The sequence below is a fragment of the uncultured Microscilla sp. genome (assembly GCF_947493425.1).
In the GTDB taxonomy this organism is placed as follows: Bacteria; Bacteroidota; Bacteroidia; order Cytophagales; family Microscillaceae; genus Microscilla.
This window is the reverse complement of the sequence record NZ_CANLRP010000026.1, coordinates 1-26,131: the sequence shown is the minus strand read 5'-3', so window position 1 is coordinate 26,131 and position 26,131 is coordinate 1. Positions and strand designations below refer to the sequence as shown.

The following is a 26,131-nucleotide window of genomic DNA, read 5'->3' as shown; positions in this document are numbered from 1 at the left end:
AAAAAGTGTAGATACTTGTGGAACAGGGTATACCTAGAACCTTGTCAGGGCTTTTAACTAAAAACCCTTCATTAAAAAACTACTCCTGTTTCTTACTTCTCCATTTTCTCACCATGCCCATCACCAGCAAAGCCGGCAAACTAAAAAAGTCGACCTGAAGCCCCAAGTTTCCGGCAATTGCCATTCCTATTTCATTGCCTAGCGGGTTGTCGTTTACCACATAAGTCCAGGTAGAAGACGGCTTTTTGATATGCCACTCTTTTTCTTCCAACAAGTTTTTGCGGGCTTGCTCGGTGAGTGTATCCAAGGCGTATTGTAATTGATCGAAGGCTTGCCCCGCTTGTTGCCAAAACGAATGTAGAGGCATTTTGCCTGCCATTCTTGCCCAATAAATACCTTCTTTGATTTGGGCAATATCATTCAAATAATTAGACCATTGTCGATCGTATTGGTTCAGCAAATACTCTTTCAATACTCCCGTAAAACTTGCCCCCTGTAAGAGCAATTGGCGTTCTTGATGCAGTATTTGACGCTGTTTTTCTACAAAAGCCGAATATTCATACAAAGTTTTACGCATATAGTGCATTTGCCCCTCGATTACCCTTTGTGCCTGGGCAATGCCTTTGACAATGCCTGTTTGAGTGAGTGGAGCAGTTTGCTTGAGGTCACGGTATTTTTTAGGCAATAAGGTTTTCAAGGCATACTTTTGCATCAAGTGATCTTCAAAACTGATCATAAAATGGGTGCTGCCTGGATCGCCCTGACGCCCGGCGCGCCCTTTGAGTTGATCATCAATCCGGCGGCTCTCGTGACGATTGGTGCCTATCACGTGTAAGCCCCCCAAAGCACGCACTTGCTCTTGAGTCTCCTCGTGTTTGCCTCCCAACACAATATCGGTGCCCCTGCCCGCCATATTGGTGGCTATAGTGATGGCACCTAATGCTCCCGCATTGGCTACTACCTCGGCTTCATGGGCATCTTGTTTAGCATTGAGCACTGTGCACCGAATGCCTTCTTGTGCCAATAATCCAGCTATTTCTTCCGATTCGCTCACCGATAACGTCCCTACCAATACCGGACGTTGGATTTGGTGCACTGTTTTTATTTCTGTCACCAAGGCATCAAGCTTGGCTGCTTTGTGGGTAAAAATTGAATCAGGATGATCGATTCTTTGTGAAGTAATATTAGGAGGAATCACTACAGTTTTTAAGCCATAAAAATCAGCAAATTCATCGGCAGAAAGTTGTGCTGTAGCCGTCATTCCGGCAAGGTGTGGGTATTGATGGATCAAATGCGGCAGGGTGATAGAGTTGAGCACTTGCCCCTCTATTTGTATGGGTACCCCCTCTTTGGCTTCTACTGCCGCCTGCAGTCCATTTTGCCACTTACGATCTTCTACCATTCTCCCCGTAAATTCATCTATCAGCATTATTTGCTCCCCTTTTACCACATAGTCAAGGTCTTTGTGTAACAATGCCTTTGCCTGTAGAGCAAGGTTTAGGGCAGTCAATAAAGTTTTGTTTTTTGGATCATACAAGTTGTTTGCCTTGAAACGTTTTTCTGCTTTTTGGCTGCCCAAAGCCGACAAAAACACATTTCGTTCATATTCTCCTTTTTGATAGTCAACTTCAGGCTCTAGTTTTGCCACAAACCGCGCAATAGCAGGCAGGTTATGGGGCTGTTGTCGAATATTACCCGCCAACACCAATGGGTTACGGGCTTCATCAATCAACAAAGCATCAGCTTCGTCGACAATGGCAAAATGAAAGGGACGCAGTATAAGTTCATCAGGCGAATAAGCAATAAAAGAACGCAAATAATCAAAGCCTACCTCTTTTGCTGTGGCATAAGTCACATCACAACTGTAGGCGTTTTTCTTGTCTCTGGCCAGCATATCTTGTTGGATATACCCCACCGAAAGCCCCAAAAATTCATACACAGGCGCCATCCACTCTGCATCGCGTTTTGCCAGATAATCGTTAAAAGTAAGCACGTGTACTCCTTTGCCACTCAGTGCTTGCAAATAAGCAGGTAGCACCGCCGCCAACGTTTTACCTTCTCCAGTTTTCATTTCGGCAAGTTTGCCGTGGTACATCGCCAACCCCGCTAGTAATTGTACATCGTAAGGGCGCATACCCAACACTCGGTGGCATACCTCACGACAAAGAGCAAACGCTTCTACCAAAATACTGTCTGGTGAAGCCTTGCCCGACAGCTGTACTTTGAGCTGTAAGGCTTCGTCTTGCAATGCCTGGTCTGGCAGGTGTTCAAACTTTGCACCTAACCCATTGATTTCTTGCAAAATAGCCTCATAAGGTTTTAAGTCATACTCGATGGGTGAACCATTCGATTCGGCAATTTTTCTGGATATATTTTGATATACTTTCTGGAAATTCATTGATATAATCGTTTGTATACCCCGACCAGCATTGGTATAAACAAGGGATGTGGGGTATGTATTGGCGTACCTGTGTGGGCACAAAAAAAACAGGAATAGTGCTACAGATGAGACGAAAAGTTGACTTGAACAAATTTATCAACCAACGGGATTTGTAGCTTAAAGATTAGATCAATAAAGTAGGGGTATCGGCAGGGCTGTTGTAGGTATTTTGAGAAAGTTTAATATGAGCCAACAAAGGTTGGATAATGAAAGCTTCGCGTTGGTTTTGCCGTTTGGCGGTATTAATCAAACGTTGATAGTGCTGGTATACTGCCCTAAAGCAGGTTTTGGGCAAAGGTAAGTCAACCAAGTGAAAAACAAAACCAAAAGTGCATTGGCTTGTATTTGTATTGCTTTTGCCATTGTTTTGCTGCCCTTTTTTATACGTATTTTGGGCAAATAGTGGTCCCTTGTACCCATTGGCGTACAAATCGCCTTCTACTGCGACCAATAAGCCCAACAGAAAGAACACAGATTGAAACTTTTTGATATGTTGGAAACAGTTTGCCAATGGATATTTCTAATTTTTGACAAAGTTAAACATTTTATGCCAAAGATGGGCCCTTGGTACAAATAAAAAATCCCGCATTTGCCTAAAGCAAACTACGGGAAACACATTAGATTGAGAGAACAGTTGCCCTTGAACGGGCTAATTCAATCATACAGTTATTTTTCAACAAAAAACCTACCCCATCCATTCCCAAGCAGAACGATAAGCCCCAATGCTGTCAATATAGTCGAGAAAATGTTGGTAAAAAGCATTTTGCCCAAGCGTGCCACTATCGCCAATCACCACCAGTTTTTTGCGGGCACGGGTCAGCGCCACATTCATCCGTCGGGTATCCTCCAAAAATCCAATCTTGCCCTTGTCGTTGCTGCGCACCATAGAGATATACACCACGTCGCGCTCTTGCCCCTGAAAACCATCAATAGAATTAATATCGGTCCAGGGAGCCACCTCGGTCAAGTCAGGATGCTCAGCAAAGAGCTCTTTCAAATGTTTGACCTGTGCTTGATAGGGCGAAATAATGCCCGCCGAAAACCAACCCTCTTTGAGCATGTCAGGCTCGGCCAGCTGTAGTTGGGTGGCCAGTTGTACCCAATGTTTGAGCAATATGCCTGCCTCGTCAGGGTTGTACTTACTGCCGGTTTCTGCCATCGACTTTTCCTCAAACCCACAGCCTGCCGTATCAATAAACTCTACTGGTTGATTGATCACCTCCCCCTGCAAGTCAGCATGGGCAAATAAACGGTGATTCACCACCGTATCAGCAGCCAATAGTTCGCCCTGATAAAATTCCTGGTTCGAGAACTGCATAATGTGCTCATGCATACGGTATTGGGTTTTGAGCATCACATCTACTGCCTGTTTTTTAATCACTTGCTCAAACAAAGTCTCAGTAAGCCCTCCTTTTGCTGCATCAAACGATTTGATGGTAGGGGGCAACTGACAATGGTCTCCGGCAAATACTACCCGCTCAGACTTAAGCAGAGGAATCCAACAAGCAGGCTCCAATGCTTGCCCAGCTTCGTCTATAAATACCGTAGAAAAACGTCTATAACGAATAAATTTATTGACACTGCCCACCAAAGTAGCCGTAATCACTTGGGTATTGTTAAGTAAACTGTCTACAATGTATTTTTCCAGGGCATAAGCTTCGTGCTTTAGTTTCGACGCCTCCGCAAACATCAACTTGCGCTGTTCGCGCTCTTCTTTGCCAAAGTTGCGTTTATACTTTGCCGCCATTTTTTTGTATTCGTCGGCATCACGGCGTATTTTTTTCAACAATTTATAGTCGGGGTGTTGGGCTATTTGCGACTCCAGGCTAAAAGGAATCAAATCTTCATTGACCCTTGCCGGGTTGCCTACCCTTATCACGCTTACCCCTTTGGCAAGCAAGCGTTTAGTGAGCAGGTCTACCGCCGTATTACTGGGGGCAGTTACCAACACTTGTTTTTCTTGTTGCAAGGTCAGTTTTACGGCAGCCACCATGGTGGTAGTTTTGCCAGTGCCCGGAGGTCCGTGAATGATTGCCACGTCTTGCGCCCGCAAGATATTTTGTACGGCTTCGTTTTGCGACTCGTTCAGTGTAGCCACCTTATAGTAGTCGGGCAACTCGCTTTTGTCCAAAAAGCGGGCTTTCTTCTTACCAATCAATATGTCGCGTAGCTCTATCACTCTTGGTTCCTCACTGTTCACTACCTTGCGCACTGCAGCATCCATTTCTTTGTAAGTAACGGCATCAAACAAGAGGTCTATACCCAAGGTGCCATACTCTACCCATTCAGGCAACTCGTCTACCGAAAAAGCCACCCGCATGGCATCCCTTTTCACGTAAGTGATTACCCCCGAAATGCTCGATTTTTTGCCTTGTTTGCTACTATTGTTAAACAACGACACCATATCACCCACCTGAAAGCTGTGGTTTTGTCTAAGTTCGGTCACTCGCTCAAAACTAATGTAGTAATTTTCACCGGTGCCTATCTCCGTACTTTTTACGGTTACCGGATACCAACTCACTCCCTTTTTTTTACGTTCGCTTAACGGAGTCAACACCATTTGGTTTTGGTATTGTCGCTGGTCTTCGTCCTTTTCTATTTTGAGTAATTCTAATAATTTATCGAAATGTTGCATTTATGAAGTTTTTTAGGGCGTAGGGCGTATCCTGTCCCATATTTTGATACATGTTTGTATTTCATTAAAAAGCATAAGTGGCAGTTTTGAGCACTTTGCTTTTCTTGTTTGCCAAAGTCCACGCCAATATGGCGCGTTTGCCTTGCACTATTATCTGTGGAAAACCACTAGATCGTGCACTACTGGTTTGACTCACAATGTATACTTTGCCTGCTTTACCCTGAGTGCTTACTCTGCGTAGCTTTATAAAGGTTTTTGTCTCGTTGGTTTCCAACCAAACCACCAAAGCGTCGCCATTGGGCAAAGCCGCACAAGCCACCCTGCCTACGGTGCTACCTTCGTTTACCTGAGTAGGCAAACTAAAGGACTCACCACCATTGTCAGAAAAAGCCACTTGTACTTTAGCCTTTTTGTTTGCCTTGGTATACCAGGCTACGGTCACTTGGTTGCCATTTGCCGAAACACTAGGGCCATTTACCGGACAACCACTAATTACCCAACCATCAGAATGAATAATATAAGGGGAAGTCCATCGACCATTTTTATAGGTTTGGCAGGCAATGTCGCGCACCTCGCCTTTTGAGCGACCTCGATACACTACTACATAACCTTGTTTGGTTGGTGCAACCGATGTTTGGCAACAATCGCACACCCAATCGTTGAGCAAAGTAGGCGCCTGTTTGTTGCCCTTGCCATCGAAAAAGGCTGCCCTTAGAGTCATTGCCTTTTTACTTGCCCCATGTCCCTGACTGTGTCCGTGCGATTCTCCCGCTCTTTTGGCTGTTTCGCGTCCATCGAGCCATACTGCCAAAAATCGCCCATTTGGAGCAGGTGCCAAACTCACAAAACCGTGTTCGGTATGGGTTCCGTCCTGATGTGCTACAAAAGGCTTTTGCCAGGTTTTGCCCTTGTTGTGAGAGATACGCAACATTACGTCATAAGCATAAGTAGAAGAAGCACTTTTTTGCAGGTAGTTTACCGCCAACGAGCGTTTGCCAAAGGTGGTAACTGCCGGAAAATCTGCCCAATTGACAAACCATTGTTGGGTTTCGGTAGCGGCTTGTCTGGGCGCAGTCCACTTTTCACCCTTGAGGCTACTTACCCACAAGCTGTGTTTTTGGTTGACATTTTTGGTTTGCCAGCTCAAATATACTTTGCCTTTGGGCGAAAGGTGCAGCTTGGGAGTAAAGCTATTGGTTGCGGCAGGGTTGGGCAATGGTTGTATTTGAGCAATGCTCAGTGAATATATACTCCCCCACAAAACAAGAGTAAGCAAAGCTTGACGAGCTATAATAGAGGTATTCATTTTTTTGTTTTTTTATGTGACTTTTTGGACTACTCCCCGACTATGGGGCGAAAATTAAATGGTTTTACTCAAAAATTTGATATATATGACGACTTTAAATAATAATTTCGCAAAAAACGGGTGCACTTGTGAAAACTGTACTTGTGCTAATTGTAAATGTAGCAACTGCAAAACGGCTGACTGTAGCTGCGAAAAATGTAACTGTACCAACTGTGCGGATAGTTGCTGTGGGTAAGTTTTTTGATTGAAAACACCGCCTTTGGCTATGTTTGGGCTTGATTGGCAGCTTTTTTTACTTTTGTCAAAATTTATATTCGTAAATTTGAAAAAAAAGTAGCAAAGATCAGTATTACTACATAGCCAAGGGCTTACCATTCTTTATAAACCACTAAAGAAAGACGATGGAAAAAACAGCAAAAATATGGAGCGATTTCTCCGATCGTTTGTTGCGTTTTATCAGCAGCAAAATTCCCAATACGGAAGATGCCCATGATATAAGACAAGAAGTTTTTGTAAAAATACACACCCAACTCGATAAGTTAAAAAACGACGAAAAACTGGAAGCCTGGGTATACCAAATTTCAAGGCATGCCATTGCTGACTATTACCGTAGACATTATAAAACTACTCAAGACACCCACCCAGCACTGGAAACAATGGCCGATACTGCGGAGCAAAACCTGGCTTATCAGCAACATGCCTATTGTTGTTTAGAGCCTTTTATCCGAGAATTGCCCGAAAAATACCAGCAAGTGATTTTGCTTACCCACCAGGGACACAAACAAGCTGAGATTGCCCATCAGCTCAATACTTCTTTATCTAATGTAAAAATGCGTTTTCAAAGGGCTAAAGATATGCTCAAAAAAGATTTTATTAGCTGTTGTGGTTATCATTTAGACGCTCACGGCAAACTCACCGGAGAGCAAGACTGCCAGCGGGAATGTAGGCACTGATACACGTATTGAGAACTTGCCACATAAAATTGTTTTATTCTTTGCTTTTCGCGAAAAGCATGCCTCCACAACTCAAAATATCGAGTGCCTGTTCATTTTATTACAAAAACAATCATACTACTACATTTTTCGGTTGTGAAGACACAACTCGAGGCGGACGCGCCGCTGGCAGTGTCTTCACTGCCAGCTTGAGCCAAAATGTCTAGTAGTATGGTTTTGGGCAACACTTTAAATCTATATCTTATCACGGCTTTATTACGTTATAGCCTCAAGCAATAAAAAATGCAGAAAAATAAAGTGTTAGAATTACAAAAAAATATCAAAGTGAACATGCAAATTAAAAAACATTGTCTTTTGTTACTGCTTGCTGCCTGGGTGAGTGCCCCGGTGGTGGCTCAAAAAACCGAACCTGTAAAAACCTATTATGACTCGTTGCATCAGCAACTCAAAGAAGAATACAACCTGGTAGCCCGTGCCGATACCAAACTGATAGAGGGCGCCTATAAAAGCTACCATCAAAATGGACAACTGGCTTCTATGGGTGACTTTGAGGAAGGAAAGAAAAACGGCAGGTTTACTGGATACTATGCCAGTGGAAAAAAACAAATAGAGATTGGCTACGCCGAGGGAAGCAAAGAAGGTAAATTTACCATTTACCACCCCAACGGTGAAATGTCGCAACGAGGGGTATACAAAAACGACTCGCTCACGGGCACTGTAGAGGTGTATGACAACCAAGGAAGAATACTCAAGAAAAGCGACTTTGTACGCGACATAGTACACGGCAAAGTATTTCTTTATTTCTTGTCGGGCAAAATTAAGCAGGAAAGCGACTTTGTACAAGGCAGGGCACACGGCGTTACCAAAACGTTTTATCCCAGTGAAAAACTGCGCAAAGAAGAGGCCTATAAAAAAGGTAAGCCGGATGGTTTTTATAAAACCTATTTTGAAAATGGCCAAGTACAGGTGTCAGGATTCAATGTAAACGGTAAAAAGGAGGGCGCATACATTCAATACGCCGCTGATGGAAAAATATTAACCAAGGCTTTTTATGTAAAAGACCGCCTGGACAAAGAGTTTATTAGAAACTACCGGAATAGCCAGCTTCAACAGCGTTCTTATTACAAGTTAGGGTTCAAAGAAGGGAAAGAAGTGCTGTTTTATAAAGATGGCACCAAAAAACGGGAAAGTGAGTATAAACGCAAAGAGCTTGACCAAACACATACCCAATATTACCCTAATGGCAAGGTAAAAGCCAAAATAGCCTACCAAAAAGGAAAAAAGTATGGTACCTGGAAATATTACCACCCCAATGGCAACATTAAAACAGAAGAGCCTTATGTAGAGGGCAAAGTGAGTGGTATTAAAAAGACATACAACCAAGACGGTAAACTAATACGCGCCGAAACCTATAAAGTAATGCGCATGTATGGTGCGGTGCGCAACAAAAACCGAAGTGTAAAACAAGGTTTGACTAAAATATATGCACCCGATGGACAAGTCCTGGAAGAAATATATTATCGACGTGACAATAAATACGGAAGATACAAGTCGTATTACCCCACGGGCAAAGTAAAAGCACAAGGAGCTTATTTTTATAACAACAAAAATGGGACTTGGTATTTATACAATGTGCACGGCAAACGGGTAAAAATGATTCAGTACAAAGCAGGCAAGGTTGTGTCAGAAAAAGAACTTAAATAGTAAGGCATTACATTTATCAAAAGCGGGTTTTCCAGAAAGCCCGCTTTTGTTGCTTTAGGCTTTGCCAAAACATTGGTTTGCTTAAGGTAGAGGGTATGATATGAACAAAGGCTTATTTTTTTAATATAAAATTGGTAAACTTACCATATAAATATCAAAATAATGTGCGAGCTAAACATTGGGTTTATGTTTTTTTTCCTTATTATGGGGCTAGTAACTCACTGAAAAGCAAATAAATAAAAGAAAATTAGTGGACTCAAATTTAAAAAATGACCCAAACTATGTGTAAATACAATCTTTAAATTAGTGAAAACTTTTTTTCTTGATATTTTCATTATATTTGCCTTTCAACGAAAAATAATATGTCCCTACTTTTAGGTACAATGCAAAACAATACTATCAAAGAAACTAATTTTCATTTCGAAGGGCAACAAAACTTTTACCGGGGAAAGGTAAGAGATGTGTATATGTTTGATAAACATCTGGCTGTTGTAGCCTCTGACCGTATCTCGGCGTTTGATGTGATATTGCCCGAAGCCATCCCTTACAAAGGGCAAGTGCTTAATCAAATATCTTGGTTTTTTATGCAACAAACCCAGGATATTGTGCCCAACTGGATCATCGACTGTCCCGATCCTAACGTGGCGTATGGTTATAAATGTACTCCCTATCCAGTAGAGATGGTAGTAAGGGGCTACCTTGCCGGAAGCGCCTGGAGAGCTTACAAAAAAGGAGTGCGTGAAATGAATGGATACAAGTTGCCAGAAGGTCTCAAAGAAAATGACCCGCTGCCCCAACCCATCATAACCCCCTCTACTAAAGCCGCGCAGGGTGAACACGATGAAGACATTAATTCTGAAGATATTGTAAAAAAAGGGTTGGTTGATAGAAAAACTCTTGATAAATTGGAAGCGTATACTTTAGCTTTGTTTCAACGAGGCAGCGAAATCGCTCAAAAACAAGGGCTTATTCTTGCCGATACCAAGTATGAGTTTGGGCACTTTGAGGGTAAAATCTATTTGATAGACGAAATCCATACCCCCGATTCATCCCGTTATTTCAACATAGAGGGTTATCAGGAGCGCCAACAGCAAAACCAACCACAACCACAACGTTCAAAAGAAATGGTACGCAAATGGTTAATGGAAAACGGATTTAATGGTCAGGAAGGACAAAAAGTACCCGAAATGACTCCCGAATGGATCGCTGCCGTATCTTCTGAGTACATTGCACTTTATGAGCAATTGACAAATAATAAATTTGAAAAATCTGAAGACACCGATCGTTATGCAAATTTGCAACAGCGTATCAGTGCCGTAATATAAACTTGTATTTAAACAAAATAAACCAATATATTGATGAAGTATTCTCTCGACAAACAACCTAAATACACACTAATTCAGTTGCAAAACGAAAAGATGGATGCTACTTTGTCACCTGAGCTTAAAAGTACTTTTGTAACCCTCAACGCAGAAGGTGCCAAGAATTTTGTGATTGATTTGAGCAAAGTGAAATACGTAGACTCTTCTGGATTGGGTGCATTATTGATTGCAAACCGACTTTGCATGGATGCAAAAGGAACAATGGTGTTAACTGGTATTACCGACCATGTAATGAAGCTTATAAAAATCTCTCAACTTGACAAAGTATTGAAGATTTTGCCTACCAACGAAGAAGCCATTCAATTTATACACATGAATGAAGTGGAAAACGACGTTGCCAAAGACGGTGGAGAAGGTTAATACAATCATTGTTGGTTTAAATATAGGGAGTCTGTTTGTGTTTTGTACCTTGGTATAATGCCCAAACAGACTCTTTAATTATTTTTAAAAACCACACCAGTATAGAAACCTTTACCATTAAGCGAAAACAACACCAGCAATCGAAAATTTTTCAGTCAAGCCCTTATCCCTATAAGGTGCATACTATTTTTGTAATACCATCACATGTTTCAAGTAACCATATTAGGTAGTGGTGCTGCCCTTCCTGTTATTGCCCCCGATTTCCGGCGTTATCCAACTTCTCAAATCGTTTCTTTGCCTCACACCCACTTGCTTATAGACTGTGGCGAAGGAACCCAGATGAGACTGCAAGAGCTAAAAATCAGGATTAACCGAATCAAACACATATTTATTAGCCATTTGCACGGCGACCATTACCTCGGATTGGTAGGTTTGCTGTCGTCAATGCACCTCAACAAACGCAATCAAGACTTATATTTATACGGCCCTCCGGGGCTTGCCGAAATCATTAGCGTACAACTTAAGTACAGCCAAACCCGGTTTAACTATAAAATTCATTTCAAAGAGTTAAAAATAGGCGAGTCGGAAGAGATCATGAGCGATGGAATGTTTACCATCCGCACGATTCCTCTGAACCACCGCATACCTTGCAATGGTTTTTTGATTCAGGAAAACCCTAAGAAAAGAAAAATTATCAAAGAAAAAATTCCAGAAGAAATATGGGATTGGCAGTATGCCAAAATCTTACAAAAAGGTGACGACATTCTTGACCCAGAAGGCAAAGTATTGATAAGTGCCAAAGACGTGACGGTACAACCCAAAAGCCGGACGTATGCCTATTGCAGCGATACGGCTTACCACGAACCTATCATAGAGCACATCAAAGGGGTAGACATGTTGTATCATGAGGCGACTTTTACCAACGAAGAAATTGACCGGGCAACAGATACGTTTCACTCTACGGCTCGTCAGGCAGCCACTATAGCCTCCAAAGCCGAGGTAGGCAAATTATTGATTGGGCATTTTTCATCGCGCTACCGCAACCACTTAGATCCTTTGATAAAAGAAGCCCGCGAAGTATTTGGTGAGTCTTACCTGGCGGTAGAAGGCAATACTTTTGTGCTTGAGAAGGAGTTGTTGCCAGTAGAATAAACAAAAACCTCCTTGGCTGGGTTAAATACCAGCCAAGGAGGTTTTTTCGGAGGATATTCTCCCTAACTACTTATTCGTCTTTATTTTACTATGAATAGGCGCTCTGGTATAGCCTGCCATGCCATTGACCACTGTGCCCAGGTAACGCTTGCCATTTTTATAAATCAGCCCAAATATAATTCCTCCATACTCTTGATTTACTTTCTGCCATGACCTGCCATTGAAGCATATTAAATAAGAGTGGGTAACAGAAGATGGTTTAGTATTTTCGTTATAGGGTGTTTCGAAGCCCCCACCTGCATATAATTTGCCCCGATTGCTAAAAAACGTATAAATCATACTCCGATGGTTTCGTTTGATTTTTGGTTCTATGATTTTGTGTACCACCACCCATTTTTTTTGTGAATGCCATTTTACAATCTTGATCACAGGTGCAGCAGAGTCGGCAGGGGTAACCATAGATGTATCTACGGCAGTGTATAGCGTGCCTTGGTACACTGCAAGCGCATTGATGCTGCCATGTGTTTTTCTGAGCGCTTCCCAATTGGGTTTACCTTTGTATTTTTTATACTTTTTGAGTGCTCGTTCCCTTCTGAAAGCAGTTCCCCAGAACATCCGCTGAAACCCAAACATATCTGCCCTATCAAAACGGGTGTCATATATTTTAGTGGCTTGCAATGAGTCAACAAAGCGAGGTCTGCGGTTAACTCCCAGCTTATGAATTTGTTCTAATTTGATCAGGGGGTCATAGCCTGGCTGTATCCAGGCAAGCTCATCTATTGACAATCCACTTTGGGTTTGCCAAACATCAAACTCAGCTGACTTGATCTGACGGATATAAATGAAGTTGCTATTTTTTTGTACTGCTTTACAAAACTTACCTTTACCACTCTTGAGCATCAAATACCCCACTGCACAATAACGCCCCTCGTGGTCGATAAACACTGGATTGCGGTAAGGCAAATAATAATTACGGGGACAATTGCGTAGTTGCCAGTATTTGTTGAGTACTTGCAGATGTTGACGCCTTTGGCGTTGTTGGGCGGGGTTGAGGTGGTCAATGGGGCGTTGCCGAAATATTTGCTCAAGCGTACGAATGTGAAATGAGAGTAAATCTTGTTCATGTTTGAGAGGCTTTGCCTTGACCAAGCCCATTTTTTGGGCTATAGCCCGATGTTTGTACCATTCCTGATTTACTTCACAAAGTTGCTCGTATAAGTTACGGGGGGTGGCTTGCGCCAATAATACCACGCTGACCAACATCAGAATAGATAGTGTTGTTCGTTTCATATTGCTTTTGATATAGTAGTGTTGAGTGTATTAACGCTTCGTGGAACAATAGGTTAAGGAGCAGCCTCCACCAAATAAGCAAAGAAAGGCAACAGCGACAGGCTGTTCACTACCCAAATATACTTTGTTATACAAGATTACGCATCACAAATAATTTTGGAAGCTTTTCAAACCCTTTTGCATACTTTATTAGTATAAACCTCTATATCCCCTAATAATCTTATATTGTATGTAAGTTTTAGCCCCAAAAAAAATGTTATGCACGCATAATACTTTTAGTATTTTGTGTATATTTGCTTCAAGTTTGACCGCTGGTCATATTTTAGAATTAATTCATCACGTGTATATAAGGAATGGTACTAAAATAAATTTACATTCTTAACCTCATCTTTTGAGGCTATACTTTGTTAAAAAATAGCCGAATAGCGATGCTATTAGCTGACCATCCCTCAAGCTCGCTCAATATCCACTGGATATTGCCGTGCCGCGTATAGCAACAAAATATTTTAGCGTTACTATAGAAATTTATTTTTACACCATTCCTAAGGAACGGTGAGAAATTAAATTACCATTCTTGAGGTAGAGGTTTTGTTTTGAGACGAGGCTATTTTTTGCGCCCATAGCAGCGCTACGGGCAATAAAAATAACGAAGTATCAAGGCGAAAAATCACCCCTCAGAGTGTAAATTTATTTTTGAACAATTCCTAAGTTAAATAACCATAAAAAAATACTGTTACAAAAACACAGAAGTACTATGGCAAAAAAATATATAAGCATAGAAAATCTAAAGTTCTTATTAAATGAAGTTTTTAATATAGAAGAAGTTTTAGAGTCTCCTTACTATGCTGAAACAGATAATGAAGCTGTAAACATGATCTTGGATGCAGCTGTTGACATTTCAGACCGTCACCTCTTTCCTTTCTACACAGAAATAGATCGCGCTGATCATACTTTTGAAGATGGCAAAGTAACCATCCACCCTGAAATAATAAAATACATAAAAGCAATGGGAGAAGCTGGCTTTATTGGAGGCAGTTTTTCTTTTGAGCATGGTGGACAGCAACTTCCACAAATGGTAACAGCTGCTTCGGGTGCTATTATGAGTGCTGCCAACAATGGGGTAGTAATGTTTACTGGTCTGACCGCTGGTTCGGCTCACTTGATTGCCTCTTTTGGGTCAAAAGAACTGAAAGAAAAATATACTGGTAAAATGTTGAGCGGCGAATGGCAGGGAACAATGGCATTGACCGAGCCTCAAGCAGGTAGCTCATTGTCTGATATTGTAAGTTCGGCTACTCCTACCGATCAGGGACACTACAAACTCAAAGGACAAAAGATATTTATCTCTTCGGGCGACTATGAAGGTACAGAAAACGTAGTACACTTGATGTTGGCACGCATTGACGGGGCGCCATTGGGTACTAAAGGCATATCTTTATTTGTGGTACCTAAGCTTCGCGAAGACGAGAATGGCAATCTGATAGACAATGACGTAACTACAGCCGGGGTTTACCATAAAATGGGACAAAAAAGTACCCCAGCTGTTCACTATATTGCCGGTGACAATGATAACTGTCACGGATGGTTGGTAGGCGAGCCTAACAAAGGTTTGAGCTACATGTTCCAAATGATGAACGAAGCCCGTTTAGGGGTTGGTTTGATGGGAGCAGCCATTGCTTCAGCCGCTTATTATGCTTCTTTGGAGTATGCCAACGAGCGCCCACAAGGACGTAAAATCAGTGAGCAAAGCGCTAAAGACAAACCTCAGACTTTTATCATCAACCACGCCGACGTAAAGCGTATGTTGTTATTCCAGAAGTCGGTAGTAGAAGGTGGACTTTCGTTGATTTTTGAGTGTTCGCGTTATGCCGACCTTGAAATGACTACAGAAGACGAAACAGCCAAAAAACGTTACAAAGGCTTACTTGATTTGCTTACTCCAGTGGCCAAAACATTCCCGGCTGAGTATGGTATCAAGTCGGTAAGCGAAGGTATGCAGTGTTTAGGTGGATTTGGTTACACAACCGACTTCCCGCTTGAGCAACACTACCGTGACATTCGTATTACTTCTATTTATGAAGGAACCACTGGTATCCAATCACTTGACTTATTAGCCCGTAAAATTATGGGTACTGGTGGTAAGTCATTGATGTTGTTGGCCGAAGAAGTAAAGAAAGTAACTGACGAAGCAAGCACTTACGATGATTTGAAAAAATACGTCACTGCTTTGCAGGAAAAACTTCAGGACTTGCAGAAAGTAACCCAACAGTTAGGCGGAATGGCAATGCAAGGCAAAATGGAACTTGCTTTGGCCGATGCTACTCTTTATATGGAGTTTTTCAGCCTGATTGTCATTGGTTGGCAATGGCTTAAACAAGCTACCGTGGCTAAAAAAGCAATGGTTACTGGAAATCCCGAAGGCGAAAAGCTTAAATTTTACGAAAGCAAAATACATACTATGCGTTATTTCTTCTCTTATGAGTTGCCAAAAACTTTGGGCTTAATGACTCGTTTGATGGACAAAGACGACACATTGACTGTAGAAGTTGAGAAAGAATTGATTGTGTAAATATTTTAATCCATAATTAATATATCTGAAAAAGTAAAGCTCATTTAGGGCTTTACTTTTTTTATGGAATTTTCTAAAAAAAGGACAATGTTTTGTAACACCTGCCTGAGTATGGTATCCAACCAAAAAAACAATTGGTTATTACTTAATCTATTATACAATGAACAATCCATTATCAGACAAATACTCAGAAGAACAAAACCGGACTTTGGTAGAAAAATCGTTGAATGGTGACCGTAAAGCCATAGAAGCACTTATTCACTTACACCAACCTTTTATATACAATGTTGCCTGGAAAATGGTGCACGACCCTAACGATGCGCTAGACCTTACACAGGAAACTTTGCTGAAGGTAATCACCAAGCTGTCGCAATTTAATTTTAAAAGCGCTTTTCGTACTTGGTTGTACCGCATTGTGGTCAATGAGTTTTTACAAACCAAAAGAAGAAAAGGTGCTCAACGTTTTAGTTCGTTCGAGGACTATGGAGCAAAACTGGACTCAATACCCAACCCTGACCTAAACGAGGAGGAATACATTACTTTTCAAGAGCTTTCGCGTGAGATGCAAATCAAGTGTATGTCAGGTATGCTTATGTGCCTCACTAGAGAGCAACGACTCATCTATATCATTGGCGATACATTTGGGGCAAACCATCATATAGGGGCAGAAATTTTTGACCTTACACCGCCTAACTTTCGGGTAAAGTTGCACCGGGCACGCAAAGAGCTATACAATTTTATGAATAATAAATGCGGTTTGGTCAATCAAAACAATCCATGCCGTTGCCCTAAAAAAACCAAGGCTTTAAAAGAAATGGGGGCACTAGACGAAAACAATTTACAATTTAACATTTCTTATAAAAACAAAATTGCTTTGTATGTAGCACCTCGCTATGAAGAAACTGCCCAGCTTTTTGAAGAAAAATACACTGAATTATACCGTGAACACCCTACCAAAGAAGACTTTAGTACCGAAACAATTGTGTCAGAAATACTGAAAGATGATAACTTGTTGAAATACTTTAAATAATTTATCAAACACTAAAACACTGACTACTAGAATATTAGCAAGTATTTACTTTCTTTTTACTTTATCCTTGGGTGAGTTTTGTAACACCTGCCCAATTGTTACATCCAATGGTAGAACATCAACTATAAGTTCAATCATTTTAATACTCACTAAACTTTTTTGCACCATGGAATTTTACCGAGAAACTGTTATCAATGCTTCTATTAACGATGCCTGGGAAATATTAGGCAACCAATATACTACCGCTTACAAGTGGGCAAGTGGCTTGAAATATTCAGAAGGACAAGGTAGTCCAGTATTTGAAGGAGCCAATTGTAGCAACCGGGCTTGTGACACCACTAGTTTGGGGGCAATTAAAGAGGAAATCAAGGTTTTTGATCCTCAAAATTATATTTTAAGCTACGAGGTAATAGAAGGTTTTCCCTTTTTTGTGAAGTTGGGACAAAACACCTGGCAACTTACCAAAGAAGGGAACCAGACAAAGGTGTCTATGAAGCTAGAAATGCAAACCAAGGGTTGGGTAGGCAAACTCATGTCGCCTATGATGCGAATGCAAATGGGTGGGATTTTGACCAACGCCATTGAAGATTTTAGGCATTATGTAGAAACAGGCAAGCCCAGCCCCCGCAAAGCCAAAGAGATAGCCAAATACGCAAATAAAGCGGCTTAGACTCTCCTGTTTTGAAAGGAGGTCGATTCGTTTTTTTAATGAGTCACTACAGGCTCAAAAAAGTAAGGTTCATTTAGGACTTTACTTTTTTTATGCGCCAAAAAAACCGCATTTTTACAGTTGACTTGTACCTTTTAGACCATACCCTTATGTGCGGAAGATTTGGAATGATCAACAATATAGATGATTTGGCGCAACAACTGCAGGTTTTTCCTCCTGAACAAAGCAATTTTGCCCCTAATTATAATACATCGCCGGGCGACTACTCACCAGTGATTACCAACCAAAAACCTGATGTGTTACAGTTTTTTCAGTTTGGGCTTACCCCACATTGGGCAAAAAAACGCATGTATTTGTTTAATGCCCGCGCTGAGGGTGACCACAATAAAGGCAATGATCCAAATTATACTGGAGCATTGGACATTGGCAACAAGCCTGCCTTCAAAAAAGCCATTCGGTCGCAACGTTGTCTCATTCCTGCCATTTTTTTTGTAGAAGGACCTACCAAAGAAAAGCTCGACAAACCTTATGTGGTATACCTGACTGATCGTAACAAGCAAGCCTTTTGTTTTGCTGGTGTGTGGGACTCGTGGGTAGATCAAGACAAAAACGTGCTAGTCAATTCTTTTGCCATTATTACTACTGTACCCAATGCTTTGCTACAGCAAATACCACATCATCGCTCCCCGGTAATACTGCCCAAAGCCGCCGAAAAACAGTGGTTGGACAATGCCACCCTTGATAACATATTGCCCTTGCTTAAGCCCTACAACGCCCACTGCATGCAGGCTTACCCGATAGATGCCCGCATCAAAAACCCTCAGCTAAACGGAAGAGATTTGGTAAAAAAAATCAATGATACGGTGCTGAGAATTGATTAAGCAAAAAACAGTAACTCATTCATGGCAACCAATGCCATCTGGGTGTGCTGATGCTGGTAACGCTTGCTTGCGTGAAAATGTCCATAAAACCAATGGGTCAATGAGTTAGAAGGTTGGTGGGCAAGCTGTTGATACATTTGAGCAAGTAGAATACGTTCTTCCTGCAAATCTTGGATCAGGTGCGGATCTTGTGCAGCAAATGTATGTACCAAATCGCTGAACTCAAAAGGTGGGGCAAAGTTAGGGGCACTATGCGTTACTACCACATCTATACCCTGCATGGCAGCAATGGCTGCCTCATTGTACACAAACTTTTCGGCTTGCCAGTAACCTTCGCCCTCGTTGTGCCTGTGACGGTCTATAGAGAGCGCCCCTCCTACCAACAAAAATCGTTGTTGATGAAGCTCAAGCACACTATAGTCTGCCACAAGTGTAATGTGAGACTGGTCTAAAGCACGTGGAGCTGGTCCTTGAAAATAAGCTGGGTTGTCGTGGTTGCCCCTGATTACATACATAAAAGTATTGCGTTGTTTTAGTATGGCATTAAGGGTTTCCATTGCCTTAAGTTCCTCTAGAAATGACGCATGCCCTACGCCAAAGTCTCCTACCTGAATAATGACTGAGTCTTGAACCTTTTGTTGAACAATGCGTTGCTTTGCCAGCTGAAAGTTGCCATGTAGATCGCCTAAGAAGTAAATAGACATAAAAATTGAGGGTTTAACATTGTAAAAGAGAGTTTTCAACTGCCCCACAGGTACATTCATTTTTAAGGAGACCACTTAAGGGCGTAAGAAATAAACAAGAATATGCACCTGTGCCCTACCAGAAAAGTGTTGCAAGGCAACTTATGGTAGTTTTCAAGAAAAAATACTGAAGGTTTTGACTCAAAAATTTAAAACTACGTAAAAAGTATATATTTTTGAATAAAAAGCCGGGTTCAAAAACAACTTCTCTGGCAACCAAACTGTTAAACAAGTGGTCGGCCAGGGTAACCTCACTTAACATTTGGCTTGAACCTTGACGTTTTTAACTCTCTGACTTTAAACAAATATAACCTACTACATGAAACTCAAAATTCAATATAACTCTCCAGTGGTACTCACTTATACTTTAATTTGTGTGGCAGTCACATTTTTTGACTGGATGATATATGGCGACTTTGCCAAAAGTGCCAATTTTCCCAATACAGTTACGGGGCAGTTTTTTACATTATATCCTAACAAAATGAGCTTTGACAGTGTACTGTCTTATTTCAGGGTTTTTTCGCACTCTATGGGGCACGGTGGCTGGAACCATTTGCTGGGCAATTTCTCGTTTATTTTGCTGATAGGACCTATTCTCGAAGAACGCTACAAATCGGGGCCTTTGCTTATAATGATTCTGCTCACAGCCACCATTACCGGCATACTACAAACCATCTTTTTCCGTAGCGCACTGTTGGGTGCCAGTGGGATAGTTTTTATGATGATTTTGCTGGTTTCTTTTACCAACTTTAAGTCAGGCAGTATTCCTTTGACATTTATCCTGGTTGCTATTTTGTACTTGGGCAAAGAGATGTTCAATGCGGTGAACCCTTCGCCGGGTACTCAAAACATTTCACAGTTTGCCCATATCATTGGAGGCCTGTGTGGTGGTTTATTTGGGTATGTGATCAATCAAAAAAACATGTTGCAAGACAAACAACCCGAAAGCTGATTATAAACTTTGCCCAGACCCAAAGAAAAACGCGTGGAGTTTCTATCAAGGGAACATCCACGCGCTTCAAGTTCTTTTTTGTCATAAAAGCGTACTACTCAGATTGCGCCAATTGTTTTAGCCCGCCATAGTTGATCGCTCTGTGTGAGGTATGATAAATACATTTTCCATTCTCAATCACCAAAACCTGAGGCGATTGGTGCATCACTCCAAAAGTTTGGGCTACTTGGTTAGATACTTCTCTATACCGAATCAAGTCAAGGTAATAGGGGGTTAAACCTTCCATTTCGTCGGTTATCCAGGCGCTTTCTAAATCATAGAGCACATTGGCACTGATACCACAGCGGGTGCTGTGCTTGAAAATAAGTACCTTTCCCTGTCTCGATGCTTCTTTTATCTTTCCTATAGTTGCCTCATCGGTCAACACTGACCAATTGACGCCAGTAGCTTTGGAAGATTTTTTCTTATCTTTTTTGAATAGATTGAACATTGTGTGTTTTTTGGGTTAATGCCTTTGTGCTGTAATAACAATGGAGGAGGTGAGATAATTCCATTGTTCGGGTGTTTTGGGCAAAATAAGGAGCTGTGTACTATTTCACAACAATACAAGCTAATAGCCACCATCACAAGAGGCTCAAAAAACTTATCTCGTCAGGCAGGAGAGAACTTTCTTGTTATTCACAGGTATAAATCGGGTTGTTTGGCTATATAGCGTATATATCAACATCAATCTCTCCCTCCAAGTTGTTTACAAACTTTAAAAATCTGTTATTTAAATAAAATGCAGGAGTTTGATCACCTGAGATTTCTAATACTACAAATAGCTTCATCTTCAAATTATTTTTTGATAAAAAACCTTTTATTGAAGCCACTTTGCTTTCAAACTTATCAATTAATTTATTTGTGTACTCTTCAAAATATAGCGTTTCAAGAGGCTGTATTGAATAACTCCAGCTCGTTTCCTTACGTTGAATGGTTTTATTATATTCCTTTACAACTTCTTCTTTTAAATAGGTTGTTGTTGGTTTGATAGTTATTAAGCTTGTCAACTCATTTGGATCAAATGAATCTCCAAATATGGCTAATTCCAGTCTGATATTATTACCCATTTTTTCAGTTATTAGTCTATATCCTCACCTAAAAATAGAAACCTCTTCACTTTTCAAAACATAAGTCCCTCCTTCTCAGGCCTATAAAGAATCATGAACGAAACTACATGCAAAAAAACTATCGTTTAAACTTTTGCTCAAAAATTAAACGGTACTTATTGCCCACCGGCAAAGTATGGCTGATAATTTTGATTTGATTTCCTTCTATCTGATCTATTTTACTCAATGAAACAATGTAAGATTTATGCACCCTTACAAAGTCACTTTCGGGCAATTGTGCCATAATATTTTTCATGGTATCGGCCGCCATAATCATTTTATCTTCTGTAAAAAACTTCAGATAATTACCATAGGCTTGTATAAACAATATATTGTTTAAAAATACTTTGTGGGTAACCTGATTTTCTTTCAAAAACAGGTAGCCATTCAAGCTTTCGTTGGTGTTGGTGTACTGCTGATTGATGACTGGGGCTTTTTCTGATTTTTGCAGCTCCAAGGAGTCATCTATTACCCGGTTTACGGCCTTTAGAAACCGAGGAAAGGCAATGGGCTTTAGTAAATAATCTACCACTCCAAACTCATAGCTCTCTAAAGCAAATTCGGTATAAGCAGTAGTCAAAATAACTTTGGGTGAGTGGGGCAAGGTCTTGAGCATATCCAGCCCGTTGAGTTCAGGCATTTGAATGTCCAAAAACATCAGGTCTACATCGTACTCATATAAAAAGTTAAGCGCTTCTATGGCATTATAGCAACTGCCCACCACTTCGAGGGTATTGAGGCGGGCTATATAGTTTTGGATGATTTTATGTGCCAAAGGTTCATCATCTACCAGTAGACATTTTAACTTCATACACTTTTTATATAATTATCAATGATGATGGGTGATTGCGTCGACATATCAGGTCAATTCTAGCTCAAGGTGTACTTTAAAGGTATTGTTTTCTGCAGTAATATTCAAGTCATATTGATTTTTATACAAAAGATTGAGTCTACGCTGGGTGTTATCCAGCCCTGTTTTGGTAGAAATTCGTTTTGCACTTTTAGAAGGAATGCTATTTTTAATATCAAAGCTTAGGTGGTGGTGCTGTACATGAATAAATATGTGAATAAAATTATCTTGTATGGTATTGATGCCGTGCTTAAAGCTATTTTCGATGAATGGAATGAGCAACATAGGGGCTATTTGCTGGTGAGCAACCTCTCCCTCTATGTGCAACTGTACATCCGATTTTTCGGTGAGGCGGATACGCTCCAGATCTATGTAGTTTTGCACAAACTGCAACTCGTCGGCCAGAGGTAAAGTTTGTTTTTGACTGCTTTGCAATTGGTAACGCATCAGTTCAGACAGTTTAAGGATAGTATCAGAGGTTTCGGGCAGGCTATCGAGGCTCAATGCGTAAATATTGTTGAGAGAATTAAATAAAAAATGAGGATTGAGCTGTGCCTTGAGTAGTTTCATTTCCATTTGCTGAATCAACACTTTATTTTTGAGCTTTACTTGGGTTTGCAAAATAGCACGTTTGGTAAACAACATGGTCAGTCCTACCAATAGTATCATCAATTGCCCAATTGCCAACAACGGGATAAATTGCCAAATAGTGCCATATTTTTCGTAGTCATGGGCATCTAGCGATAACGCTGACAAGGTGGTAACAATGCCCCAGAAAACAATAAAAACAATGACATAACGAGTAAAGTGTCCCTTGTCGAAAAAGCGAGGCACCAATAAAAAGTGATTGATATAAATGGGTACCAATACTGAAGAAGTGCTGATGAGGGTGCTCAGCAGGCTAAAAGTTTTTTCGGGCTTTTCTATACGGCTCATTGTTCCAAGCAGTACAGCTACCACCACAAAAATAATTAAATCGCTCCAGCCAAATTTTGCCTTCAATGCCTTGGAATCCTCTTTAAAAGTGCTTACCATAGTTGTTGATTTTTCGCTATTCAAACATCCTCACCTATCACCACAACTACAAAACACTTACATTTATCACAATAAAACAACTAAACATGATCAACTACTTTGGTCACTTGATGAACGGCTTTGGTCATGTAATCTTAGTAGATAATCATATTTTTTTAGAAAAATGATATAATCATGTGAAATTTGAATCAATCAATCTATATAACTATAAAATATTATCACCATGAAAAATCACACGGCAGCTACCCCCTCTCTATTAGGAGTTTTTGTTTTGGTGGCAATTATACTTGGTATGCTTATCACAGTTACCTTACATAGTGGTGATTCGTCGGAGCAAGCCAACGGCAATTGGAAGTCAAACAAGAAAAACATCACAAAAGAAGTAAGTAACGATACAGGTAAAAAGCTCATTGATAAAGTAAAGATCCAATATATTAAGTTTCAATAACAACCCACCCAGCACCCGCTCAAAACCCCAGGTATGCTACAATGTCTGGGGTTTTACATTTTTACTACTGATTGAAGGCTTCCGGTAATATTTACACCATCCTCCCTGATCCCAACGTCACACCCGACGAGATTTGCCAATAAAGCAAAAATAATTGGCATGCATTACGCCCCACATAAAACATCTGCTGGACAGGTTAAATATAAAAATAGTACAAAAACACCTTAGGATGTTTTGCAACAATTTAGTAAAGCAAAACGTTCTCTGTTTCTTAACGCTAACAGAGAGTATACCAAAAGCAAAGCGTATCAAATGTTACAATATTACACTGTCATATGAAGGTAGGCTTGAGCTTATAAGGTGAGAGTAACCGAAAAAGGCACTAGGAAAAAGGCTAAAAAAATCTCTCTGAGCAAAGGTTAAAACTAGGTAATTTCAGAGTCTATTGCCCCAAAATTAGGTAATTCCTCTATTTACTTTATAAAAACTAACAATTAACCCCATCAAAACAGGTTAAAACAAAATATATTTTGGCTTTACACATATAAAACCTACAAATTATGTATGAAAACTGTAGAGTGACTGTAGGCCTTTTGCCCGACAACTTGTCGTGTTTAGCCTAAAAACGGCTAAATTATGGTGCATAAATGGCAAAAAAATTACACCACTTATGAAAATAAGTTGTACATACATAAATTTAGAGACGTTTTCAATATAGCCTATGATATTTTCAGCCACTTGTGCCACTACTTAAGTGATCGTTACAGATATGCATTTAATGTAAGGATGTTAATATATATAAAAAGTTGATTACTATGCTCGTTCAAAAACTGCCAGAATTGGACACGATCAATTCTGAATTTATCAAACAAGAGATCAGGAGATTAAAAAAAGTAGGCATAAAAGTAACTCGTGAAAACATAGCTGAAGCGGTAGGTGTACCATATACTACATTTGCCAATCACTTACGTGAACCTCGTTCTTTTACCATCCCGCAATATGCGTTGGTGGCTGCTTTTCACTACCTGAGTTATATCGAAAAACAGTATGAATTAGATATGTTACGCAATCGCATTGACAAAGTGAAGGAAAGCATTAAACATATTTAATTAGATTAGTTACAATTGATTTATTGGTCTACAGGTGTTAGTATTGGCATTGAGCCTTTATTAACACCTGTTTTTAGTTAACCAACTACTGTTGCTGCAACCTCGACAACGACAAAAACCCAATAGGTAGGTTAGTGCTGCCTTTGAGGGCAAGGTCGGCAAGTATTTCGCCTATAGCAGGCACAAACTTAAACCCATGCCCACTAAAGCCTGCTGCTATCACTACTTTTTGGTGAGTATCAGGCAAATAGTCAATGATAAAATGTTCATCGGGCGAGTAGGTATACAAACAATGCTTAAACTCTACAAAGTCGCCCTGTAAACCAGGTAAGTACTGGGCAATAAACGCCTGTAGGTTGGTCTTTTCCTGTGCAATAAGCTCTTTATTTTCGGTCAGAGGCAAGTCTTTGGGTAGCACTGCCTGCCCTGGGGTATGGTGCCCTAGTTTAAAGCCTATAGTTTGATTGGCTTCTGTGGCCAACCATTCGGGCGAAAGCCACGGAAAACCATAATAAATGCCTGGTACTTCAGGTAAGTCAACAATCCAACAAGGCATTTTTTCAATAGTTTTTTTTGGTTTTATCCAAGCCAGCAATTGCCTGGTTACCTGAAGGTAGTCAGCAAGCTGAGGCAATATTTTGGCGGTATAGGCACCAGCAGTCACGATCAACTTTTGGGCAAAGTAGGAGTCTTGATTGGTACTTACTTTTACCTTTCCTTCTTTGAGTTGCCAGTTAAACACGATTTCGCGCGCACGAATGTCGGCACCTTGTTGTTGAGCGGCTTGGGTCAAAACAGCCACGGTACGTTCAGGAGTGATATACCCAGCGTTGGGCTCCCATATAGCCTCTTGGTTGGGCAAAAGCTTAAACTGAGGGAAACGCTTTTGGGCAGCCTTGGGCAAGTAGGTTTCCAATGGAATATTATATTGTTGCGCAGAGGCCTTCACATCTTTAATAAATGGGGCTTCGGGTGTACCCAAATAGGCAAGCCCCACCTTATGATATAGTCTTTGTTGTGTCGCTTGTTCTAAACTTGTCCAATTGGCATAAGCCCGCTCTAGCAAAGGAACATAATCGGGGTGTTCAGCGTAGGCTTTTCTTATCAGGCGGCTTTGCCCAAAATGTGATCCATGCGGATGTACTATGTTGTGTTGTTCAAGGGCAAGCACTTGCGCCCCTTGGTTGGCCAGGTAGTAAGTAGCCGCAGCACCCATAGCGCCTACACCTATTACAATGACATCGTATAGAGTATTTTGCATTGGTTTATTGTTATTTAAGTCTGCTTTGTCTCATATTTAATTTGATGTTGTGCCAAACACCACTCAAACTTTACTCTGGCTTTGTCGTTCAACTTAAACATTATTTTTTTGTCTCTATTTACAATACTCCGCAGTAATTTTCGTCAAAGTTGGTTGCTGGTTATCAGTTATTTATGGATTTAAAAACTATTTAATTGGATGTTTAGGCTTAAA

General features: G+C 40.7%; 23 protein-coding genes. 12 read left to right on the top strand and 11 right to left on the bottom strand.

What is annotated here, in order from left to right; translation table 11 throughout:
- Positions 1–79: 79 nt before the first annotated feature.
- The 4 genes from Q0954_RS09525 to Q0954_RS09510 form a co-directional block, all read right to left on the bottom strand.
- Positions 80–2,398: a DEAD/DEAH box helicase gene (locus Q0954_RS09525; RefSeq protein ID WP_299456205.1), complete on the bottom strand. Its 2,319-nt coding sequence runs from the start codon at positions 2,396–2,398 to the stop codon at positions 80–82.
- 166 nt (positions 2,399–2,564) lie between these two features.
- Positions 2,565–2,951, bottom strand: coding sequence for a hypothetical protein (locus Q0954_RS09520; RefSeq protein ID WP_299456203.1), 387 nt, complete (start codon positions 2,949–2,951; stop codon positions 2,565–2,567).
- A gap of 174 nt (positions 2,952–3,125) precedes the next feature.
- A complete protein-coding gene (locus Q0954_RS09515; protein WP_299456201.1) occupies positions 3,126–5,075 on the bottom strand; it encodes an AAA domain-containing protein in 1,950 nt (649 codons plus the stop codon).
- Positions 5,076–5,139: 64 nt separating this feature from the next.
- Complete coding sequence (locus Q0954_RS09510; RefSeq protein ID WP_299456199.1) at positions 5,140–6,381, bottom strand: sialidase family protein; 1,242 nt, start codon at positions 6,379–6,381, stop codon at positions 5,140–5,142.
- A gap of 401 nt (positions 6,382–6,782) precedes the next feature.
- Between Q0954_RS09510 and Q0954_RS09505 the strand changes: the two genes are divergently transcribed.
- From Q0954_RS09505 to Q0954_RS09485, 5 genes are all read left to right on the top strand, one after another.
- On the top strand, positions 6,783–7,334 hold the full coding sequence (locus Q0954_RS09505; RefSeq protein ID WP_299456198.1) for a sigma-70 family RNA polymerase sigma factor: 552 nt from the start codon (positions 6,783–6,785) through the stop codon (positions 7,332–7,334).
- 282 nt (positions 7,335–7,616) lie between these two features.
- Complete coding sequence (locus tag Q0954_RS09500; RefSeq protein ID WP_299456196.1) at positions 7,617–9,038, top strand: toxin-antitoxin system YwqK family antitoxin; 1,422 nt, start codon at positions 7,617–7,619, stop codon at positions 9,036–9,038.
- A 362-nt stretch (positions 9,039–9,400) separates the two neighbouring features.
- Positions 9,401–10,363, top strand: coding sequence for a phosphoribosylaminoimidazolesuccinocarboxamide synthase (locus Q0954_RS09495; protein ID WP_299456194.1), 963 nt, complete (start codon positions 9,401–9,403; stop codon positions 10,361–10,363).
- Positions 10,364–10,396: 33 nt separating this feature from the next.
- Complete coding sequence (locus Q0954_RS09490; protein ID WP_045114763.1) at positions 10,397–10,780, top strand: STAS domain-containing protein; 384 nt, start codon at positions 10,397–10,399, stop codon at positions 10,778–10,780.
- Between the two features lie 204 nt (positions 10,781–10,984).
- Positions 10,985–11,932 (top strand): ribonuclease Z, encoded by a 948-nt coding sequence (locus Q0954_RS09485; protein ID WP_299456189.1) that lies wholly within the window; start codon positions 10,985–10,987, stop codon positions 11,930–11,932.
- A gap of 66 nt (positions 11,933–11,998) precedes the next feature.
- Here the strand turns inward: Q0954_RS09485 and Q0954_RS09480 are convergent, their stop codons facing one another.
- Positions 11,999–13,222, bottom strand: a complete 1,224-nt coding sequence (locus Q0954_RS09480) for a hypothetical protein (RefSeq protein ID WP_299456187.1) — start codon at positions 13,220–13,222, stop codon at positions 11,999–12,001.
- Between the two features lie 754 nt (positions 13,223–13,976).
- Between Q0954_RS09480 and Q0954_RS09475 the strand changes: the two genes are divergently transcribed.
- The 4 genes from Q0954_RS09475 (at position 13,977) to Q0954_RS09460 (ending at position 18,372) form a co-directional block, all read left to right on the top strand.
- Positions 13,977–15,791 carry an acyl-CoA dehydrogenase gene (locus Q0954_RS09475; protein ID WP_299456186.1) on the top strand — a complete coding sequence of 605 codons (1,815 nt, stop codon included), beginning with the start codon at positions 13,977–13,979 and terminating at the stop codon, positions 15,789–15,791.
- 160 nt (positions 15,792–15,951) lie between these two features.
- On the top strand, positions 15,952–16,821 hold the full coding sequence (locus Q0954_RS09470) for an RNA polymerase sigma factor (RefSeq protein ID WP_299456184.1): 870 nt from the start codon (positions 15,952–15,954) through the stop codon (positions 16,819–16,821).
- 166 nt (positions 16,822–16,987) lie between these two features.
- The gene (locus Q0954_RS09465; protein WP_299456182.1) at positions 16,988–17,491 is read left to right on the top strand and encodes an SRPBCC family protein; all 504 of its coding nucleotides are present in this window, start codon (positions 16,988–16,990) and stop codon (positions 17,489–17,491) included.
- Positions 17,492–17,640: 149 nt separating this feature from the next.
- Positions 17,641–18,372: an SOS response-associated peptidase gene (locus Q0954_RS09460; protein WP_299456180.1), complete on the top strand. Its 732-nt coding sequence runs from the start codon at positions 17,641–17,643 to the stop codon at positions 18,370–18,372.
- Here Q0954_RS09460 and Q0954_RS09455 read toward each other — a convergent pair.
- Positions 18,369–19,076: a metallophosphoesterase gene (locus Q0954_RS09455; RefSeq protein ID WP_299456179.1), complete on the bottom strand. Its 708-nt coding sequence runs from the start codon at positions 19,074–19,076 to the stop codon at positions 18,369–18,371. The genes Q0954_RS09460 and Q0954_RS09455 overlap by 4 nt on opposite strands.
- 358 nt (positions 19,077–19,434) lie before the next feature.
- On the opposite strand from Q0954_RS09455, the gene Q0954_RS09450 reads away from it, so the two are divergent.
- Positions 19,435–20,067, top strand: coding sequence for a rhomboid family intramembrane serine protease (locus Q0954_RS09450; protein ID WP_299456177.1), 633 nt, complete (start codon positions 19,435–19,437; stop codon positions 20,065–20,067).
- Positions 20,068–20,161: 94 nt separating this feature from the next.
- On the opposite strand, the gene ytxJ is transcribed toward Q0954_RS09450, so the two are convergent.
- From ytxJ to Q0954_RS09430, 4 genes are all read right to left on the bottom strand, one after another.
- Positions 20,162–20,557 (bottom strand): bacillithiol system redox-active protein YtxJ, encoded by a 396-nt coding sequence (gene ytxJ, locus Q0954_RS09445; protein WP_299456176.1) that lies wholly within the window; start codon positions 20,555–20,557, stop codon positions 20,162–20,164.
- A gap of 214 nt (positions 20,558–20,771) precedes the next feature.
- Positions 20,772–21,176 (bottom strand): DUF4279 domain-containing protein, encoded by a 405-nt coding sequence (locus tag Q0954_RS09440; RefSeq protein WP_299456175.1) that lies wholly within the window; start codon positions 21,174–21,176, stop codon positions 20,772–20,774.
- Positions 21,177–21,294: 118 nt separating this feature from the next.
- On the bottom strand, positions 21,295–22,026 hold the full coding sequence (locus Q0954_RS09435) for a LytTR family DNA-binding domain-containing protein (RefSeq protein ID WP_299456174.1): 732 nt from the start codon (positions 22,024–22,026) through the stop codon (positions 21,295–21,297).
- 48 nt (positions 22,027–22,074) lie between these two features.
- A complete protein-coding gene (locus tag Q0954_RS09430; RefSeq protein ID WP_299456172.1) occupies positions 22,075–23,100 on the bottom strand; it encodes a sensor histidine kinase in 1,026 nt (341 codons plus the stop codon).
- Positions 23,101–23,323: 223 nt separating this feature from the next.
- Here Q0954_RS09430 and Q0954_RS09425 point away from each other — a divergent pair, with 223 nt between their 5' ends.
- Both Q0954_RS09425 and Q0954_RS09420 read left to right on the top strand, forming a co-directional pair.
- On the top strand, positions 23,324–23,548 hold the full coding sequence (locus Q0954_RS09425) for a hypothetical protein (protein ID WP_299456170.1): 225 nt from the start codon (positions 23,324–23,326) through the stop codon (positions 23,546–23,548).
- Between the two features lie 815 nt (positions 23,549–24,363).
- Positions 24,364–24,657, top strand: coding sequence for a hypothetical protein (locus Q0954_RS09420; RefSeq protein WP_002694541.1), 294 nt, complete (start codon positions 24,364–24,366; stop codon positions 24,655–24,657).
- Between the two features lie 85 nt (positions 24,658–24,742).
- Here the strand turns inward: Q0954_RS09420 and solA are convergent, their stop codons facing one another.
- Complete coding sequence (solA, locus tag Q0954_RS09415; protein WP_299456165.1) at positions 24,743–25,918, bottom strand: N-methyl-L-tryptophan oxidase; 1,176 nt, start codon at positions 25,916–25,918, stop codon at positions 24,743–24,745.
- Positions 25,919–26,131: the final 213 nt, after the last annotated feature.

Excerpts from the sequence above, each read along its gene's own strand:
- Q0954_RS09525 (WP_299456205.1), bottom strand. The coding sequence starts at position 2,398 with ATGAATTTCCAGAAAGTATATCAAAATATATCCAGAAAAATTGCCGAA.
- Q0954_RS09515 (WP_299456201.1), bottom strand. The coding sequence starts at position 5,075 with ATGCAACATTTCGATAAATTATTAGAATTACTCAAAATAGAAAAGGAC.
- Q0954_RS09510 (WP_299456199.1), bottom strand. The coding sequence starts at position 6,381 with ATGAATACCTCTATTATAGCTCGTCAAGCTTTGCTTACTCTTGTTTTG.
- Q0954_RS09505 (WP_299456198.1), top strand. The coding sequence starts at position 6,783 with ATGGAAAAAACAGCAAAAATATGGAGCGATTTCTCCGATCGTTTGTTG.
- Q0954_RS09500 (WP_299456196.1), top strand. The coding sequence starts at position 7,617 with ATGCAGAAAAATAAAGTGTTAGAATTACAAAAAAATATCAAAGTGAAC.
- Q0954_RS09495 (WP_299456194.1), top strand. The coding sequence starts at position 9,401 with ATGTCCCTACTTTTAGGTACAATGCAAAACAATACTATCAAAGAAACT.
- Q0954_RS09490 (WP_045114763.1), top strand. The coding sequence starts at position 10,397 with ATGAAGTATTCTCTCGACAAACAACCTAAATACACACTAATTCAGTTG.
- Q0954_RS09485 (WP_299456189.1), top strand. The coding sequence starts at position 10,985 with ATGTTTCAAGTAACCATATTAGGTAGTGGTGCTGCCCTTCCTGTTATT.
- Q0954_RS09480 (WP_299456187.1), bottom strand. The coding sequence starts at position 13,222 with ATGAAACGAACAACACTATCTATTCTGATGTTGGTCAGCGTGGTATTA.
- Q0954_RS09475 (WP_299456186.1), top strand. The coding sequence starts at position 13,977 with ATGGCAAAAAAATATATAAGCATAGAAAATCTAAAGTTCTTATTAAAT.
- Q0954_RS09470 (WP_299456184.1), top strand. The coding sequence starts at position 15,952 with ATGAACAATCCATTATCAGACAAATACTCAGAAGAACAAAACCGGACT.
- Q0954_RS09465 (WP_299456182.1), top strand. The coding sequence starts at position 16,988 with ATGGAATTTTACCGAGAAACTGTTATCAATGCTTCTATTAACGATGCC.
- Q0954_RS09460 (WP_299456180.1), top strand. The coding sequence starts at position 17,641 with ATGTGCGGAAGATTTGGAATGATCAACAATATAGATGATTTGGCGCAA.
- Q0954_RS09455 (WP_299456179.1), bottom strand. The coding sequence starts at position 19,076 with ATGTCTATTTACTTCTTAGGCGATCTACATGGCAACTTTCAGCTGGCA.
- Q0954_RS09450 (WP_299456177.1), top strand. The coding sequence starts at position 19,435 with ATGAAACTCAAAATTCAATATAACTCTCCAGTGGTACTCACTTATACT.
- ytxJ (WP_299456176.1), bottom strand. The coding sequence starts at position 20,557 with ATGTTCAATCTATTCAAAAAAGATAAGAAAAAATCTTCCAAAGCTACT.
- Q0954_RS09440 (WP_299456175.1), bottom strand. The coding sequence starts at position 21,176 with ATGGGTAATAATATCAGACTGGAATTAGCCATATTTGGAGATTCATTT.
- Q0954_RS09435 (WP_299456174.1), bottom strand. The coding sequence starts at position 22,026 with ATGAAGTTAAAATGTCTACTGGTAGATGATGAACCTTTGGCACATAAA.
- Q0954_RS09430 (WP_299456172.1), bottom strand. The coding sequence starts at position 23,100 with ATGGTAAGCACTTTTAAAGAGGATTCCAAGGCATTGAAGGCAAAATTT.
- Q0954_RS09425 (WP_299456170.1), top strand. The coding sequence starts at position 23,324 with ATGAAAAATCACACGGCAGCTACCCCCTCTCTATTAGGAGTTTTTGTT.
- Q0954_RS09420 (WP_002694541.1), top strand. The coding sequence starts at position 24,364 with ATGCTCGTTCAAAAACTGCCAGAATTGGACACGATCAATTCTGAATTT.
- solA (WP_299456165.1), bottom strand. The coding sequence starts at position 25,918 with ATGCAAAATACTCTATACGATGTCATTGTAATAGGTGTAGGCGCTATG.